The sequence below is a fragment of the Microbacterium sp. NPDC058345 genome (assembly GCF_042723855.1).
GTDB lineage: Bacteria > Actinomycetota > Actinomycetes > Actinomycetales > Microbacteriaceae > Microbacterium.
Map to the genome: position 1 here is coordinate 988,388 of NZ_JBHXIG010000001.1, position 16,088 is coordinate 1,004,475.

At 68.2% G+C, this 16,088-nt stretch carries 13 protein-coding genes; 8 read left to right on the forward strand and 5 right to left on the reverse strand.

The genetic code is table 11. The annotated features are described in order from the left end of the window. Positions 1-49: 49 nt before the first annotated feature. From ACFWH5_RS04635 to ACFWH5_RS04660, 6 genes are all read left to right on the forward strand, one after another. Positions 50-1,327, forward strand: a complete 1,278-nt coding sequence (locus tag ACFWH5_RS04635) for an ABC transporter substrate-binding protein (RefSeq protein ID WP_378832287.1) — start codon at positions 50-52, stop codon at positions 1,325-1,327. A 7-nt stretch (positions 1,328-1,334) separates the two neighbouring features. Beyond that, positions 1,335-2,210 carry a carbohydrate ABC transporter permease gene (locus ACFWH5_RS04640; protein ID WP_378832290.1) on the forward strand — a complete coding sequence of 292 codons (876 nt, stop codon included), beginning with the start codon at positions 1,335-1,337 and terminating at the stop codon, positions 2,208-2,210. 2 nt (positions 2,211-2,212) lie between these two features. Then, positions 2,213-3,025: a carbohydrate ABC transporter permease gene (locus tag ACFWH5_RS04645; RefSeq protein ID WP_378832292.1), complete on the forward strand. Its 813-nt coding sequence runs from the start codon at positions 2,213-2,215 to the stop codon at positions 3,023-3,025. 33 nt (positions 3,026-3,058) lie between these two features. Further along, entirely contained in the window at positions 3,059-5,167 is a 2,109-nt protein-coding gene (locus ACFWH5_RS04650; RefSeq protein WP_378832294.1) for a hypothetical protein, read from the forward strand. 234 nt (positions 5,168-5,401) lie between these two features. Beyond that, complete coding sequence (locus ACFWH5_RS04655; RefSeq protein ID WP_378832296.1) at positions 5,402-6,556, forward strand: DUF4185 domain-containing protein; 1,155 nt, start codon at positions 5,402-5,404, stop codon at positions 6,554-6,556. Positions 6,557-6,561: 5 nt separating this feature from the next. Beyond that, positions 6,562-7,329, forward strand: coding sequence for an SGNH/GDSL hydrolase family protein (locus ACFWH5_RS04660; RefSeq protein ID WP_378833542.1), 768 nt, complete (start codon positions 6,562-6,564; stop codon positions 7,327-7,329). Between the two features lies 1 nt (position 7,330). On the opposite strand, the gene ACFWH5_RS04665 is transcribed toward ACFWH5_RS04660, so the two are convergent. Then, on the reverse strand, positions 7,331-7,891 hold the full coding sequence (locus tag ACFWH5_RS04665; protein WP_378832298.1) for a dihydrofolate reductase family protein: 561 nt from the start codon (positions 7,889-7,891) through the stop codon (positions 7,331-7,333). Between the two features lie 336 nt (positions 7,892-8,227). Here ACFWH5_RS04665 and ACFWH5_RS04670 point away from each other — a divergent pair, with 336 nt between their 5' ends. Both ACFWH5_RS04670 and ACFWH5_RS04675 read left to right on the forward strand, forming a co-directional pair. After that, entirely contained in the window at positions 8,228-9,694 is a 1,467-nt protein-coding gene (locus tag ACFWH5_RS04670; protein WP_378832300.1) for a S10 family peptidase, read from the forward strand. Further along, the gene (locus tag ACFWH5_RS04675; protein ID WP_378832303.1) at positions 9,691-11,082 is read left to right on the forward strand and encodes a hypothetical protein; all 1,392 of its coding nucleotides are present in this window, start codon (positions 9,691-9,693) and stop codon (positions 11,080-11,082) included. The genes ACFWH5_RS04670 and ACFWH5_RS04675 overlap by 4 nt, the downstream gene beginning before the upstream one ends. A 58-nt stretch (positions 11,083-11,140) precedes the next feature. Here the strand turns inward: ACFWH5_RS04675 and ACFWH5_RS04680 are convergent, their stop codons facing one another. The 4 genes from ACFWH5_RS04680 to ACFWH5_RS04695 are packed head-to-tail and all read right to left on the reverse strand — an operon-like array spanning position 11,141 to position 16,082. Next, positions 11,141-12,325 carry a M20 family metallopeptidase gene (locus ACFWH5_RS04680; RefSeq protein ID WP_378832305.1) on the reverse strand — a complete coding sequence of 395 codons (1,185 nt, stop codon included), beginning with the start codon at positions 12,323-12,325 and terminating at the stop codon, positions 11,141-11,143. 3 nt (positions 12,326-12,328) lie between these two features. After that, complete coding sequence (locus ACFWH5_RS04685) at positions 12,329-13,132, reverse strand: ABC transporter ATP-binding protein (protein WP_378832307.1); 804 nt, start codon at positions 13,130-13,132, stop codon at positions 12,329-12,331. After that, positions 13,132-15,069, reverse strand: a complete 1,938-nt coding sequence (locus tag ACFWH5_RS04690) for a dipeptide/oligopeptide/nickel ABC transporter permease/ATP-binding protein (RefSeq protein ID WP_378832309.1) — start codon at positions 15,067-15,069, stop codon at positions 13,132-13,134. Before ACFWH5_RS04690 ends, ACFWH5_RS04685 begins: the two co-directional genes overlap by 1 nt. Further along, entirely contained in the window at positions 15,069-16,082 is a 1,014-nt protein-coding gene (locus ACFWH5_RS04695; protein WP_378832311.1) for an ABC transporter permease, read from the reverse strand. Before ACFWH5_RS04695 ends, ACFWH5_RS04690 begins: the two co-directional genes overlap by 1 nt. Positions 16,083-16,088: the final 6 nt, after the last annotated feature.

Genomic DNA, 16,088 nt, shown 5'->3' on the forward strand with positions numbered 1-16,088 from the left:
TTTTTGGTAACGATACCAACGAATGAACAACGAACAAGGGAGTTCTGACATGATCGCGCGACGCACCATCGCCGCCGCTGCGGCCGGACTCGTCCTCGCTGCAGTCGCCCTCACCGGCTGCTCCGGAGGGGGCGGCAATGGCGGCGGCGCAGACGGCGGCGAGACCACCGGCACGCTCAACTTCTACACCGACAAGGCCGCCTGGAAGCCCGACTTCGAATCGCTCAACGACACGAGCGGCGGCGACGTCGACATCACCCTGAAGACCACCGGCTACTCCGACGCCAACCAGTACGACGCGTTCATCAAGCAGTCGTTCCGCACGAACAAGTCGCCGGGCCTGTTCACCTGGCACACCGGCGACTCGCTCAAGCAGCTCGTCGACGAGGGCCTGGTCGCCGAGACGAGCGACATCTGGCAGAAGGCGATCGACGAGGGCTGGGTGAGCGCAGACCTCGCCAAGGGCTACACCTTCGACGGCAAGCAGTACTGCGTGCCGATGAACATCGCCTACTGGATCATGTTCTACAACAAGCCGATCTTCGACGAGAACGGCGTCGAGGTGCCCACCACGTGGGACGAGCTGAACGACGTCGCCGCCACTCTGAAGGACGCCGGCGTCACGCCGTACTACCAGACCAGCATCTTGTTCACGTTCCAGTGGTTCCAGCACCTGGTCGCCTCGACCGACCCCGAGCTGTACGAAGGCCTCACCACGGGTGACGTGAAGTACACCGACCCCGAGATCGTCGACGTGATGAACATCTGGCTCGACGAGCACGAGAAGGGCTGGTTCAGCGACGCGGGCAGCTCGACCGACCCCGCCGTCGGCCTGAAGCAGGGCGACTTCGCCATGATCAACTTCGGCACCTTCTACGCCGGCAACCTCGCCGGCGCCGGCATGAGCGCCGACGACTACGGCATGTTCGCCATCCCGGCGGTCAACCCTGACCTCGACAAGACCCCGGTCGCCGTCGAGTCGGGCCCCATCTGCGTGGCCGAGAGCTCGTCGCAGCGCGATCTGGGCCTGGCCTACTCGGAATGGTGGATGTCGGCCGACGCGCAGACCGCGTGGAACAAGGCGCACGGCGACGTGGCCTTCAACCCCAAGGCCACGGTCTCCGACCCCGCGCTGGCCGAGCTCGGCACCGAGATCGCCGGCGACGACTACCAGCTGTACGACCGCTTCTTCGAGGCGATGCCCACCGAGATCGTGACCGTGGCCATCGAGCAGTTCGGTGCGTTCAACGCCAACCCGGGTGACCCGATGCCGTACCTCGAGAAGATCCAGGCCGTGGCCGACGAGTACTGGGCTGAGCAGGAGTAAGCACCGGATGGCGCATTCCAAGACGCCGTACCAGTGGTCCGCCCGGGGCTTCATCGCCCCGGGCGTGATCCTCGTCGCCGTGCTGCTGTACCTGCCGCTGCTGTGGACGGTGTTCCTCAGCTTCACGCGGTACAACGGCCTGGGCGACCCCGACTGGATCGGGTTCGACAACTACGTCGAGATGTTCACCGACGGCGACTTCACCGGCTCCGTGCTGAACACGCTGCTGTGGGTGATCGGCACGCTCATCATCCCGGTCGGCATCGGCCTCGGCGTCGCCCTGCTCACCTGGAACCTCGGCGGCGGAATCTGGCTGCGCCTTCCTTTCCTCATCCCCTACGCCCTCTCCGGCATCGGCGTCGGCGTGGTCTGGTCGTTCATCCTCTCCTCCGGCGGCGCGCTCGACCAGGCCCTCGCGGTGTTCGGCATCGCCGATCCGCCGCGCTGGCTGCTGGATGCTCCGCTCAACACGGTCGTCATGATCATCGCCTCGTCCTGGCAGGGCGTCGGCGTGAATGCGCTGCTGTTCACGATCGGCCTGCAGGCGATCCCCAAGGAGCCGCTCGAGGCGGCGCGGATCGACGGCGCCGGCGGCATCCGCCTCTTCGGCAGCATCCTGTGGCCCATGCTGCGGCCGCTCACCGCGGTCGTCGTCGGCCTCTCGATCGTCGCCAGCCTGAAGACCTTCGACATCGTCTGGGGCATGACCAAGGGCGGTCCGGGCACCGTCTCCGAGACCCTCGCACTGACCATGTACAAAGAGACCTTCGTCAACAGCGACTACGGCCTCGGCTCGGCGATCGCCGTGTTCCTCTCGGTCGTCACGCTCGTGGCATCCGTGCTCTACCTGCGCCAGCAGCTGTCGCCGAAGAACGAGGTGTGACCATGGGAAAGATCATCCGCACGGTCGTGCTCGTCATCCTCGGCATCCTCTGGCTGCTTCCCGCCTATCTGCTCGTCGTCAACGCGATGAAGGACCCCACCACCTTCACCTCGAAGCTGTCGTGGGTGCCGACCGACTTCCACCTGTTCGAGAACTTCGCCGAGGCCGTCAACCTCTCCGGGCTCGGCAGCAGCGTGCTGAGCACCCTGCTGTACGCCGTGCTCTCCCCGCTCATCGCCGTGCTCGTCGGCGCCGCAGCCGGGTTCGCGATCGTCGCCCTGCGACTCAAGCGGGGCTTCGCGTGGTTCGTGCTCATCTTCGGCGGCACCGTGTTCCCGCTGCAGATGATCCTGCTGCCGCTGTTCGACGCCTATTCGCGGGCGGGGGTGTTCGACACCCGGGTCGGCATGGTGATCATCTACACCGCCATCTCGATCCCGTTCTCGGCGTTCGTGATGCGCAACTTCTTCACCGGCGTCGCGCACTCCACCTTCGAGGCGGCCGTGCTCGACGGCGCCACCACCTGGCGCATCTTCACCCGCATGTACCTGCCGATGGCGTCGAGCGCGCTGGTCGCGATCTTCATCCTTCAGGCCACGTTCGTGTGGAACGACCTGCTGCTCGGGCTCACGCTCACCCAGAGCGACGACATCCGGCCGATCGTCACCACTCTCTCGGGCATGCAGAGCACCTACGGCGGAGCGCAGATGTCGACCGTGCTCGCCGCGGCGATCCTGGTGTCGCTGCCCACCGTGGTGCTGTTCCTGTGCACCCAGAGGTTCTTCGCCAAGGGACTGGCGCTCGGCCAGTACTGACACCCCCGTCTCCGAAAAGTCCACTCGAAAGGCATGATGCTCCCCACCATCCCCACGGTCGACGACCTCGCCGCCGACCCGGTCACGCACCACTTCGACGACATGATCGCGCCCGCGGGCCTGACCAACATGCTCGGCACGGTGCGCGTCGATCACGACCTCACCGCCCTGTCGGCCGTGCAGTTCCCGCCCGTGTCGCAGGGACTCACCCAGACCGCGGTGCTGTTCGTCGACGGGCGGCTCTTCGCCTCGCACGGCGTGCCGGTGACGCACGAGTGGCGGCCGGATCGGGTGGTGCGCAGCGCCACGGTCGACGGGCTGCAGATCTGCACCACGACCGTGTGCGTACCGGGGCGCACGGCGGTGGCGATCGACATCGAGGTGCGGTCGGATGCCGAGCGCGAGGTGCGGCTCTCGCTGTCGGCGACCGCCCGCGTGACGCGATCGGCGGCGGCGTGGCTGGATGCCGAGTCGCCGTCATCACGGAACAACGCGACCGTTCACGACGAGACACTGGTGTTCTCGTCGACGGATGCCGCCGCGTGGAGCATCCAGGGCATCCGCGGCGGAGAGGCGGCGCTGAGCGGCGTCGCCGAGCTGCCCGACGCCTTCGACACCGGCATCGGCGGCAACGGGCGCGGCGGCGAGCTGCGCATCGCCCTGACCGTGCCGGCCGGAGGCGCGGCGAGCGCGCACTACGTGCAGGCGGTCGGCGCCTCGGAGGCGGATGCTCGCAACGCCTACGACGCGGTGGCCGCCGATGTGCCCGGGGCGATCGCGGCATCCGAGGAGTTCTGGAACCGCCAGTTGCGCGCGGCCTTCGACCCCGACGACGCCGAGTTCTCGGGTGCGCTGCCGGTGCTGCAGACGAACTCAGAGCCCCTGCGCCGGCTGTACTGGTGGGCGGCGCTCGGGCTGATCTGGTTCCGCCGCGATTTCGCCGGCAACGTGCTGGGCCGCTCGTACGACACCCTCATGCCCAACTACTGGGGCACGACGACGTTCATCTGGGACTACAGCCTGAGCTCAGTCAGCCACGCGCTGCTCGACCCCGCCGAGATGCGCCGCCAGCTGAAGCACTGGATCTCGCTCGACATCCACTCGCACTTCGGCACCTCGTCGCTCACCGGCGGGCCGGTCGGACGCTGGTACTCGGTGAACGACTACGCCATGACCCGGCTGGTGCACGACTACGTGCGCTTCACCGGAGACGTCGGCTTCCTCGACGAGATCGTCGGGGACGTCTCGGTGGCGGAGTCGGTGCGGCAGTGGGCCACCGCCTGGAAGGAGCTGCAGCGCGACAGCCCGCTCGCCGACTACGGCGAGATCGACAACCTGCTGGAGTGCGTCAGCTCGTACACGCACGAGGTCGCCGGCCTCAACGCCGCGAACGTGTGGAGCATGCGCACGGCTGCCCGCCTCGCCGCGCTGCAGGGCGACGACGGGGCGGCATCGTCGCTGCGGGGCGACGCCGACGCGCTGCTGCCCGCGGTGATCGACCGCTACCTGCCTGGCACGGGCGTGTTCGCGACGGGGCAGCCCGACGGCAGCCGACTGCCCGTGCGGCACTGCTACGACTTCAGCGTGGTCGGCACGACGATCGCCGATGACCTGGAACCTACGGTGCGCGCCGAGATGGTGGACTTCTTCGTGCGCGAGCTGCAGACCGAGAACTGGATGCGCGCGCTCTCGCCCTGGGATGCCGATGCGAGCTACAGCGTGCGCCCCGACCACCAGTGGAACGGCGCCTACCCGGCCTGGCCCGCCGATGCCGGGCGCGCGCTGGCCGCCCTGGGCGCGCCCGAGGTGCTCACGGCGTGGATCGAAGGACTGGCCCGCACGGCGAATCAGGGTCCGATGGGTCAGGCGCACTTCGTCGACGAGGCGGTGCCGAGCATCAACGGCGGCGCCCGCAAGGCGCCCCCGCAGCTGCCGTACATCATCGACTGGGCATGCTCGTCGTCGGGCGCGTGGATCGAGCTCGTGATCGAGGGGCTGTTCGGGGTGTCGGTGGATGCCGACGGCACGGTCACGGCATCCGGATGCGTCGCCGCCCTCGACCCGGATGCCGCGCTGCGCGGCCTCTCCGTCGGCGCGCACACCTACGACATCGACGCCTCCGGCCGGGTGATCGAGGTGTGACGGCATCCGGGCGTCGCCGGCCCCTCGCGCCTCGCCCCCGCGCCCGCCGGCCCCTCGCGCCCCGACCCCCGCGCCGCCTCGCGCCCCGACCTCGCACCCCCGCGCCCCCTTGGCGAGAAACCACTTCTGGCATGGCAAACCACGTCTGAGCGGGTGTCTCGTGCGGAATGTGGTTTCTCGCGAAGCAGGCGGTTCTCCACACGACGCAGTTCTCAACACGAAGGAGTGATCGAGATGAACAGAAGAATTCTTGCCGCCGTCGGCCTTGCCGCGGCATCCGTGTGTGCGGGCGTGCTGCTCGCCGCGCCGGCGAGCGCGACCGTGCCCGCGTCGCGCACCGATGGGCAGTGCTCGCTGGTCGACCGGACGCTGACCGCGACGGCATCCGTGAACCAGGGCCTCACCGACGACTTCCGCACCTACGCGGAAACGGGCGGTGAGTGGACGGGTGCCGACAGCACCTACTCGCTGCCGCTCGGCGGCGGTCGCACCGGCTGGTTCTTCAGCGACACGTTCCTCGGCACCGTGAACCCCGACGGCTCGCGGCCCACCGACTCGGCGTTCGTGAACCAGTCGATCGTCGTGCAGAGCGCGAAGGGGTTCGACACGGTCACCGGCGGCACGGCGGATGCTCCCGAATCGATCGTGCCGCCCGAGGACGACGGACGCTGGTACTGGATCGGTGATCCGGCCTCGGGAAAGCACGGCAGCGTGCAGGTGCCGCTGCTGCAGTTCACGCGCTTCGGTCCGGGGCAGTGGGACTGGGGCTGGAGCGCGAACCGGCTCGCGACCCTCGACGGCGACACGCTGCAGCTCGAGTCGATCGCCAACCTGCCCTCGGCCACCGGCATCAACTGGGGCTCGTGGACCCTGCAGGAGGGGCGCACCACCTACATCTACGGCATCGCCGACTATGACGGCGTGCGCTCGGCGCACGTCGCACGCACGGTCGACGGGTCGGGGCTGGCGGGCGAATGGACCTTCTGGGACGGTGCGGGCTGGTCGGCCGATGAGGCGGATGCCGTGCCGGTGGCGCCCTACGTGGCCAACGAGTTCAGCGTCTCGCGCTTCCGCGACGGGTATCTGATGGTCACGCAGGACACGTCCGAGCTGTTCAGCACCCGCATCGTGGCGCGCACCTCGTGCTCGCCGATGGGTCCGTTCACCGAGGGCGTCGAGCTGTACCGCACACCGGAGACCGGGCTGTTCGGCAGCTACGGCGACGCCGACGTGTTCACGTACAACGCACACGAGCATCCCGAGATGCGGCAGGGCAACCGCCTGCTGGTGACCTACAACGTGAACACCTTCGACAACGTCGGCGACGTGTACGACGACGCGACGATCTACCGCCCGCGATTCATCGACGTCGAGCTGACGGTTCGTTGAGCGAGGTGGCTCTGGTCGACGATCGGACCCGTCTGGCGTCGCTGCTGGCTTCGGGTGCGCCGGTGACGTGGGTGATGACGGGCGACTCGATCACCCATGGGCTGATCCACACCCGCGGTGCGCGGAGCTACGTCGAGCACCTGCACGAGCTGATCCGCGGCGACCTGGGCCGCGTGCAGGACATCGTGATCAACACCGCGATCACCGGGTGGCGGGCGCAGCTGATTCTGGACGACTTCGACCGTCGGGTCGCCGCGTGGCGGCCCGACGTCGTGACCCTCATGATCGGCACGAACGACTGCACCACCGTGTGGCTGGATCCGATCGTGAAGGCGGCCGAGTTCTCCCGGTCTCTGGTGGAGTTCGTGTCTCGGGTACGGGCGCTCGGCGCGATACCCGTGCTGCAGACGCCGCCGACCGTCGACCTGCTGCGCGCGCCCGACCGGGAGCGGATCGGCGAGTTCGCCCAGGCGGCCCGCGACGTGGCGGCGGCGGAAGGTGCGCTGCTGGTCGATCAGCACGCGGCGTTCTCGGCGTTCGCCGAGGGCACCGGACCAGGCAACGAGGGGCATCCGTGGGGGCTGCTCGACGACGCGTTCCATCCGAACGCAGACGGGCACGCGATGCTCGCGCTCGAGCTGGCGCGGGCGCTGGGGCTGGATGCGGATGAATCGCGAGTGTTGACGACGCTTCGGGCGCGGGTGGCGGTGGCGCGGCATCCGCGCTGGCCACCTGACGCGGTCGACGATGGGGCCGCGTCCTCGCCTCGCTAGGTCATTCGACGGGACGATACGTGTTCGCGACCGCGCCCGAGCGGAACTCCCGCCGATCGACGGCTTCCAGCCGGGTGCGTCCGCGCAGGCCGTCGAGCAGTCGCGGACCGTGGCCGGCGAGAACCGGATGCACGACGAAGATGTACTCGTCGATCAGCCCCAGGTCGGCCAACGCCAGCGGAAGTGTCACGCCGCCGACCGACAGGCCCTCGCCCGGCTGCTCTTTGAGGCGCCGAACGGCGTCGCCCAGGTCGCCGTGCACCAGCTCGGCGTTCCAGTCGACCGCGGTCAGCGTGCTCGAGACGATGTGCTTCGGCGCCCTGTCGATCGCCTCGGCGAACGGGACCTCCCACTCCTGCATCCAGTCGGGCCACGGTCCCGAAACGGGACGCCGCCACGCCGATTCCATCATCTGGTACGTCACCCTGCCGTACAGCAGCGCGTCAGCTCGCTCGATGTCGGCCGTCCAGAAGCGCATCAGCTCCTCGTCCGGAGCGACGCCCGCCTCGTGATGGACGCAGCCGTCGAGCGTGACGTTGATCGCGTAGCGCAGTGGTCTCATCGCCGATCTCCTTCGATGCGGGGTGCCTGTCAGCGGATGGGATTCAGGGTAGTGTCAGGCAGCCGCGAGCGTCACCCCGCCGGGTATCCTGCCGCTGTTGAGTGTGTCGCTGGCGCTGGACATCGTGACTATTGCGCTCGCCGGACGCGCGGCGCGAAGAGGGCAGTCCCCATCGCAATGGCACGCACGCGGCCGCGTGGGCCGGCCGCGTTGACCCCGCCGAGCCTGAATCAGGATCTGATACCGCATTCCTTTTCGCTTGGTTGTCGTTGCGGGAGGATCACTGATAGAAATAGAAATAGCTGTATTCAATTGCTTTATTGGTGAGGAAGTGCTTTGAACGAACCGGAGCCGCAAGACTCGTCGCACGTCGAGACATTCACCGCTCGACGTCACAAACTCTCCACCAAGGACCATGCGCTCGAATACGAGGCGGGCGCCGGAACGGTGATCGTGAGGGACGACGACCACCGCCCCCTGGCCAGCGTCTTCTACACCTCCTACGTCGCCCCGCGTGATGAGCAGGCTTCGCCGCGCCCGGTGACGTTCCTGTTCAACGGCGGTCCCGGCTCGGCAAGCCTCTGGCTCAACATCGGCGGATTCGGTCCCAAGCGCACGCCCACCAACACCCCTTTGGCGACGCCGCCTGCCCCTTACGTCACCGGCGACAACCCGCACACGCTGCTCGCCGTCTCCGATCTCGTCTTCATCGACGCTCCGGGCACCGGATATTCGCGGCTGCTCGGCGACGCGACCCCCGACCAGCTCTGGGGTGTCGACCAGGACGTCGATGCGTTCGCGAAGGCCATCACTCGCTGGCTCACCATCACCAACTCCTGGAACGCGCCGCGGTTCCTCTTCGGCGAGTCCTACGGCACCACCCGCGCCGCCTCGCTCGTACACCGCCTGCAGAATCAGGGGCTCGACTTCAACGGCGTGGTGCTGCTGTCGACCATGCTCAACTGGGGAGAGAGCCATCTCGGGGGCCCGCGGCAGTACATCAATCTCCTGCCCTCGTACGCGGCGGCGGCGTGGTACCACGGCAGGGCGCGCACGTCGCACACCGCGCTCGCCCCGCTGCTCGATGAGGCGAGAGAGTTCGCTCTGGGTCCCTTCGCCGAGGCGCTGCTGCGCGGCGACCGCATCCCGCCGGACGTCGAGGACACCGTCGCTGAGCGCATGGGTGCTCTCATCGGGCTCGACCCCGGATACCTGAAGAAGCACCACTTCCGCATCGGCATGGAGCAGTACCGATACGCACTGCTCGCCGACGAGGGCCGCGTGATCGGCCGCTTCGACACGCGCTTCACCGCTGAGCACCAGTACGTCGTCGGGAACGGTTCGCACGACCCTGCCACCGACGACGCCGCAACAGCCGGGGTGAACAGTGCGCACCTGTCGACCTTCCGATCTCACCTCGTGGACGACATCGGGTACGTGAGCGAACTGCACTACCGCCACCTGCACAACATGCCCATCTCGCGGGCATGGGACTGGACGCACAAGGCGCCGGGCATCGACGCCCCGCAACTCGTCCCCGACGTCTCACTCGACCTGTCGGCCGCTGTGCGTCGCAACCCAAACCTCCAGGTCTTCGTCATGGGCGGCTACTACGACCTCGCCACCCCGTTCTTCGGCCCCGAGCTCGACGTCGCACAGCTTTACCTCGCCCCGTCGTTGCGCGAGAACATCCGGTACGAGTTCTACGAGTCCGGGCACATGACCTTCGTCGACGAGCACGTCGTCGAGAGGATGAAACGCGACCTCGACGACTTCTACCGGGACGCGACCTCACAATCATGATCGAGCGAGAGGCAACTCTCCGCATCGGCGAGCTCGACGTCGTCGCGCGCCTCGAGCAGCTGCCGCTGCGCCTCCCGGACGGCCCCGCCGCCGGCACGATGTCGGCCTTCAGCTACGTCGTCGACGGCGACCGCACCCGACCTGTGCTCTTCCTCACCAACGGCGGCCCCGGAGTCTCATCGGTATATCTGCATCTCAGCGGCATCGGGCCCTTCCGTGCACGCATCCCCGTGGACCTCGCGGACGACGGTCTCGGACCCTACGGGATCGAGGAGAGCCCGTCGACCATCCTCGACGCCGTCGACCTGGTCTTCCTCGATGCGCCGGGCACCGGGTTCGGCGCGTACGACGAGGGGGCGGACGCCTCGAAGTTCCGTTCGGTCGAGGCCGATGCCGACGCGATCGCCGTCGCTATCTCGCAGTGGGTGAACACGCACGACCGGTGGGACGCGCCGAAGTTCTTTCTCGGAGAAAGCTACGGCACACAGCGCGCGGTGTTCCTGGCGACCTCGGATCATGGCACCGCCGCTCCCCTGAACGGACTAGTGCTGCTCGGACAGGCTGTGAACATCCAGGAGACCTTCGACCGGCCGGGCAGCATCATCGGCGCGCTGGCGAACCTGCCGTACAAGGCCGCGACGGCCTGGTACCACGGGCGCGGCTCAAGAGAGCACCCGTCGGCGGAAGAAGCCGTCGCCGCTGCGCTCGAGTTCGCGCGCAGTGACCTCGCCCTCGCCATGCTTCAGGGCGACGGACTGCCGTTGACTCAGCTGGCGGAGCTCGCCGAACGTCTTTCGGCGATGATCGGCATTCCGGCATCCGAGCTCATCGCCTCCCGGCTCTGGATCAGCAAGCAGGAGTTCCGCTCACGGCTGCTGCCTGGTCGCACTCTCGGCGTGACCGACGGCCGGTACTGGGCGCGGTCGGCCGATCGCGCGGCGGGCGAGCTGGACATGGACGCCGCCGACATCGCCCTCTCCCCGCGCTACGCGATTGGGTTGCAGCAGCTGATGCGCCGGCTCTTCGACACCGTGTCGGAACGGCCGTACCGGGCCGTCGACCCCCACGCCGGGCGCGAATGGCAGTGGAACGAGCGCGGAGGAGACCTCTTCCCCACCTACGGCCGGCCCTCTCCCTTCCACACCTACCCTTATCCGGCGCGGCTGTCGAGATGGATGAAGCAGAACACGCGCGGTCGCGTGTTCATCGGCACGGGAATCTACGACGCCTTGACCACTGTCGGCAGCGCGGATCACCTGCTCCGCCACTGGGACATCCCCCGCGAGCGCGCCACATCGCATTGGTACCGAGCGGGGCACATGATGTACAGCGACGCCGAGGTGTCGGCGCGACTCAACGCCGACCTTCGCATCTTCCTCACACGATGACGACCGTGGCCCCGGCCGAGCGCCGGCAGATCGTCGCCCCTTCTCGCCGACGAGCGCCTCAGCCTGTGAGCCGATCCAGCGCCAGGGACGCGAGGGCCGCCGCCTGGTCGGCGAGCACCGCGTCGTCGAACAGGACGTAAGGGGAGTGATTGGGAGCAGCGGTGTCGAGATCGACATCGGCCGGCGTGGCCCTCAGGAACAGGAACGCCCCCGGCACCTGCTCGAGCACGAACGAGAAGTCCTCCGACCCCATGACCGGATTCACCGTCTCCCACACCCGCTCCTCGCCGAACAACTCGCGCAGCGTGGTGCGCGCGTGCTCGACGGCGCTCGCATCATTCACAGTCGGCGCGCACAGCACCGTCACCAGCGTCTCGGCGGTGCAACCGTGCGCGGCGGCGATCGCGGCGGCGAGGGCGGGCAGTTCTTGGCGCACCCGCGCGCTGGACTCGTGCGAGAGCACACGGACCGACGCGACCAGGGCGGCGGTGTCAGAGATGATGTTGCGGGCCGCACCGCCCGCGTGCAGCTGGGTGACGCTGAGCACGACGGGATCGAGAACGTCGAAGCGCCTCGTCACGAACGTCTGAAGAGCGGTGACCAGCTCGGCCGCCGCCGGCACGGGATCCCGAGTCAGGTGCGGCGCCGACGCATGCCCGCCGGATCCGGTGATCGTAATCTCGACCTCGATCGCCCCAGCCATGAGGGGTCCAGGTCTGGTGGAGAACACACCGTAGTCGCCGGGCACCACGTGGATTCCGTACCCGGCGACCGGTCGCGATCCGGTGACGTCGAGCAGCCCTTCGTCGAGCATCCTCTTGGCTCCGTCGCCGACCTCTTCACCGGGCTGAAACATCAGCAGCACGTCCCCGTGCAGCTCCTCGCGACGAGCTGCCAGCAGATGGGCGGCGCCGACGAGGCCGGCCACGTGCATGTCATGTCCGCAGGCGTGCATGCGCTCGCCTGTCGCGGCGTAGTCAAGTCCTGTGGCCTCCGCGAGCGGCAACGCGTCCATGTCGGCGCGCAGCAGCACCGTCGGCCCGGGATGCGCTCCCCGCACGACGGCGACGACCGAGCTCAGCGTCGCTCCCAAAGTGGTTTCTAGGTCCAGGGGCGCGAGGGCGTCGAGCACGCGCTGCTGCGTGCGCGGCAAGTCGAGGCCGAGCTCGGGATCGGCGTGGATGCTGCGGCGCAGCTCCACGAGCTCGGGCAGCAGGGTGCGGGCGTCGTCGAGCAACGGCATCTATCAGGCCCCGATCGCGCGCAGGAGGTGATCGGTCCCCGCGTTCCGGATGCGCGGAATGGCACCGACCAGGGACTGCGTGTACGAATGTTGCGGATTCGAGACGATCGCATCGGCATCGCCGTGCTCGACGATGCGTCCCTTGCGCATCACAGCCGTCGTGTCGGCGATGTAACGCACGGCTGCGAGGTTGTGGGTGATGAACAGCACGGACAGCTCCAGCTCACGCTGCAGGTCGCGCACCAGATTGAGAACCGCGCCCTGCACTGACGCGTCGAGCGCCGACGTGATCTCGTCGGCGATGATGAGCCGAGGCTTCACCGCGAGACACCGGGCGATGGCCACGCGCTGCCGCATACCGCCGGAAAGCTGTGACGGGTACAGATCGATCGCGCCCGGCTTGAGCCGCACCAGACGCAGCAGCTCGCGCACGCCCTCGGCGCGCTTACGGGCGCCGCCCGACCCGTGCAACGCCAGAGCCTCGTCGAGTGTGGCGCCGATGGTCATGCGCGGATTCAACGACGAATACGGATCCTGGAAGATCATCTGCACGTCGCGGGCGCGGGTGAGCCGCCGGCGCCCGGCGGCGGGCCGCAGGTCGGCACCGTCGAGCAGCACCCGTCCCGCCGTCGCCGGCTGGAGCCCCGCGATGACGCGCGCGATGGTCGACTTGCCTGAGCCGGACTCGCCGACGAGCCCGACGATACTGCCGTGAGGTACGGTCAGCGACACACCGTCGACGGCATTGAACGACGAGTTACCGTGCCCGAACGTCACGACGAGGTCCTCGACGACGAGTTCGGCCATCAGCGCACCTCCTGGGCGTTCGAGCCGGTGTTGAGCACGAGCGGATCGCCGAGGATGCCGTCGATCGGCACGCCGTCCTGCGGGTGCCAGCACGCCACGCGTCCCCCGTGGATGTGATCACTCATCAGGGGCGCCTCTGTCATGCAACGCTCGGTCGCGAAGGGGCAGCGCGCGGCGAAGCCGCAGCCCACCATCGGCAGCGAGAGGTCGGGTGGCTCACCGGGGATCGTCGCAAGGGGCTGCGTGCGGTCGGTGTCGACGTCGGGCAGTGACTCGGTGAGCGCTCTGGTGTACGGGTGCGCGAGTTTCTCTGGCGTCGCGAGCAGGCGCACGTCGACGTCCTCGACGATCCGGCCCGCGTACATGACGAGGATGCGCTGGCACAGCTCGGCGAGCACGGCGATGTCGTGCGAAACGACGATGGCGGCCGCTCCCGTCCGCTCGCACTCTCGACGCAGCAGCGCGAGGACGCGCTGCTGTACCGTGACGTCGAGGGCGGTCGTCGGCTCGTCGGCGATGATGAGCCGCGGCTTGCCGATCTGCGACATCGCGATGAGTGCGCGCTGACGCATGCCTCCGGAGAATTCGTGCGGAAACTGCCGGGAGCGCCGCTCCGGCTCGTCGATTGCAACGTCCCTCAGGGCATCGACCGCCTTCCGATGCGCGTCCGCCCGGGTGTCTCTCCCGTGGAAGTGAGGGATCTCGCCGAGCTGCGTCCCCACTCGCAACGCGGGATTGAGAGCGGTGAGGGAGTCCTGAAAGACGATGCCCATCTTCGTACCGAGGCGCTTCTTCACGTCGGCGCGCGGGAGGTCGAGCAGGTCATCGCCGTCGAAGCGCAGCGTCCGGGCTGTCACCGCGGCACCCGCGGCAGAGAGCTGCGCGACCGCCATGAGCGCGACTGACTTGCCGCTGCCGGATTCTCCGACCACGCCGACAATCTCGCCCGGTGCGACCGAGAAGCTGACGTCCTGCACCGGGCGGACCCAGCCGGTTGCCGAAGGGAACGCGACCGAGAGTCCCTCGACCCTCAGCAGAGCACGGTCGTCGCCGATCTGTTCGCGATCGGCCACACGCGGCGGTGGTCCGAGGCGGCGCCGCGAGAGCACTGACCCGCGCCCGTGGCTGCGCAGGTGCGCGGCGAGGGACTCGCCGAGGGTGCCGAAGGCCACGCCGGCGAACACGACGGCGACGCCGGGGCCGACGACGGCGGCCGGGTTGGTGTAAACCTGGTCGAACGCTTCACTGAGCATCCGGCCCCAGTCGAAGTCCGGCGGCTGAACACCGACGCCGAGGAAGCTCAGGCTCGACAGGGCGAGGAGACCGCCACCGATCGACAGCGTGACGTTGACGATGATGGGCTCGGCGATGTTGGGCAGCACGTAGCGCGTGAACTGTCGCGCGCGGGAGACGCCCATCATTCGCGCGGCAGCGAGGTACTCAGACCCGCCGACACGGGACGACAGGGTCTGGGCGAGGCGAGCGAACGAGGGCACCATCGTGAGTCCCAGCGCGATGACGGCCGAGCCAGAGCTCGGTCCGAGCAGGATGACGGTGAGCATCGCTACGAGCAGCACCGGGAAGGCGAGCCACGTGCTGATGATCGAGCTGAACAGACGCTGCACCCGCGGGCCGAGCACCGAGGGCAGCGCTCCGAGGAGCAGACCGAACACGAGTCCGATGACCGTCGCGATCAACGCCATGCCGAGCGAGAGACGGGTCGCGACCAGGGTACGCAACAGCATGTCGCGCCCGAGACCGTCGGTGCCGAGGGGATGCGGTTCGCTTGGCCCCTGAAGGAGAGCAGAAGTATCGGTCTGCGCCGCCTGGGCACCCCAGATCTCGGGCGCGAACAAGGCGAGGAACACCAGAACAGCGACCATCAGCGCGGCGGTGGCGGCGAGGGGGTTGCGCAGAAAGGCGAGGAACGAACGCATCAGGTCGTCTCCAGGAGGGTGGTGCGCCGATCGAGGACCGACAGCACGATGTCGACCGCCAGCGTGATAACGAGGATGATGGCGGCGTAGACGACAGCGAGCCCCTGCACAATGCCGTAGTCCTTGGTCGCGATGGCGTCGACGAACGCCGACCCGAGACCCGGCCAGTTGAACACCTTCTCCACGAGCACGCTCGACGCCACCATGGTCGACAGCAGCGTGCCACCGATGGTGAGCGTCGCCGTCAGCATGTTGGGCAGGGTGTGACGGAAGTACACCCACACCGCGGGTATCCGCTTGGATCGTGCGGTGCGCACGTAATCGTCGGACAGCGTGTTGAGCGCCTCGACGCGAGCGATGCGCGACAGCGAGGCCCAGGACGCCACGGTCATTGCGAGCACGGGGAGCACGTACGACGCTGGCCCGGAGCGGCCGGCCACGGGGAACCAGTGCAGGGTCACCGCGAAGATCACGACCAGGGCGACGCCGAGAAGGTACTCCGGGATCGCGGCAATCAATCCAGTGATCCCGGTGAATGAGACCTCGACGCCCCGTCGACGGTTCCCCTGGGTAAGGATCGCGATGCCCAGCCCCAGGGGCACCGCGACCAGCAGAACGATGACGAACGAGATCCCGGCGAGCTCGAGGGTGGCCGGCAGCCTGTTCTGCACGAGATCCGACACCGAGCGTCCTGTGATCAGCGACGCTCCCAGGTCGCCGCGGAAAATGCCGACGAGGTAGTTCCAGAACTGGACGAGCAGCGGATCGTCGAGGCCGAGCTGCGCCCGTCTGGCCTGAACGACGGCCTCGTCCGCCGTGGCTCCGAGTGCCGCGCGCACCGGATCGCCGCCGGAGAGCCGGAGCACGAAGAACGCCACCGCGATGATCACGAACATCGCCACCAGCATCCGCGTCGTGCGGCGGAGGAGGAATCTCAGCCAGGGGTTACCGCGGCGGCGCTTCCGGAGGAAGACCGCCACGGTATCCGTCCTGGCGGACGCGTGGTCCAGCATGCAGCT

Bases quoted from the DNA above. Each gene is read 5' to 3' on its own strand.
- ACFWH5_RS04635 (WP_378832287.1), top strand. From the start codon at position 50: ATGATCGCGCGACGCACCATCGCCGCCGCTGCGGCCGGACTCGTCCTC.
- ACFWH5_RS04640 (WP_378832290.1), top strand. From the start codon at position 1,335: ATGGCGCATTCCAAGACGCCGTACCAGTGGTCCGCCCGGGGCTTCATC.
- ACFWH5_RS04645 (WP_378832292.1), top strand. From the start codon at position 2,213: ATGGGAAAGATCATCCGCACGGTCGTGCTCGTCATCCTCGGCATCCTC.
- ACFWH5_RS04650 (WP_378832294.1), top strand. From the start codon at position 3,059: ATGATGCTCCCCACCATCCCCACGGTCGACGACCTCGCCGCCGACCCG.
- ACFWH5_RS04655 (WP_378832296.1), top strand. From the start codon at position 5,402: ATGAACAGAAGAATTCTTGCCGCCGTCGGCCTTGCCGCGGCATCCGTG.
- ACFWH5_RS04665 (WP_378832298.1), bottom strand. From the start codon at position 7,891: ATGAGACCACTGCGCTACGCGATCAACGTCACGCTCGACGGCTGCGTC.
- ACFWH5_RS04675 (WP_378832303.1), top strand. From the start codon at position 9,691: ATGATCGAGCGAGAGGCAACTCTCCGCATCGGCGAGCTCGACGTCGTC.
- ACFWH5_RS04680 (WP_378832305.1), bottom strand. From the start codon at position 12,325: ATGCCGTTGCTCGACGACGCCCGCACCCTGCTGCCCGAGCTCGTGGAG.
- ACFWH5_RS04685 (WP_378832307.1), bottom strand. From the start codon at position 13,132: ATGGCCGAACTCGTCGTCGAGGACCTCGTCGTGACGTTCGGGCACGGT.
- ACFWH5_RS04690 (WP_378832309.1), bottom strand. From the start codon at position 15,069: ATGCGTTCGTTCCTCGCCTTTCTGCGCAACCCCCTCGCCGCCACCGCC.
- ACFWH5_RS04695 (WP_378832311.1), bottom strand. From the start codon at position 16,082: ATGCTGGACCACGCGTCCGCCAGGACGGATACCGTGGCGGTCTTCCTC.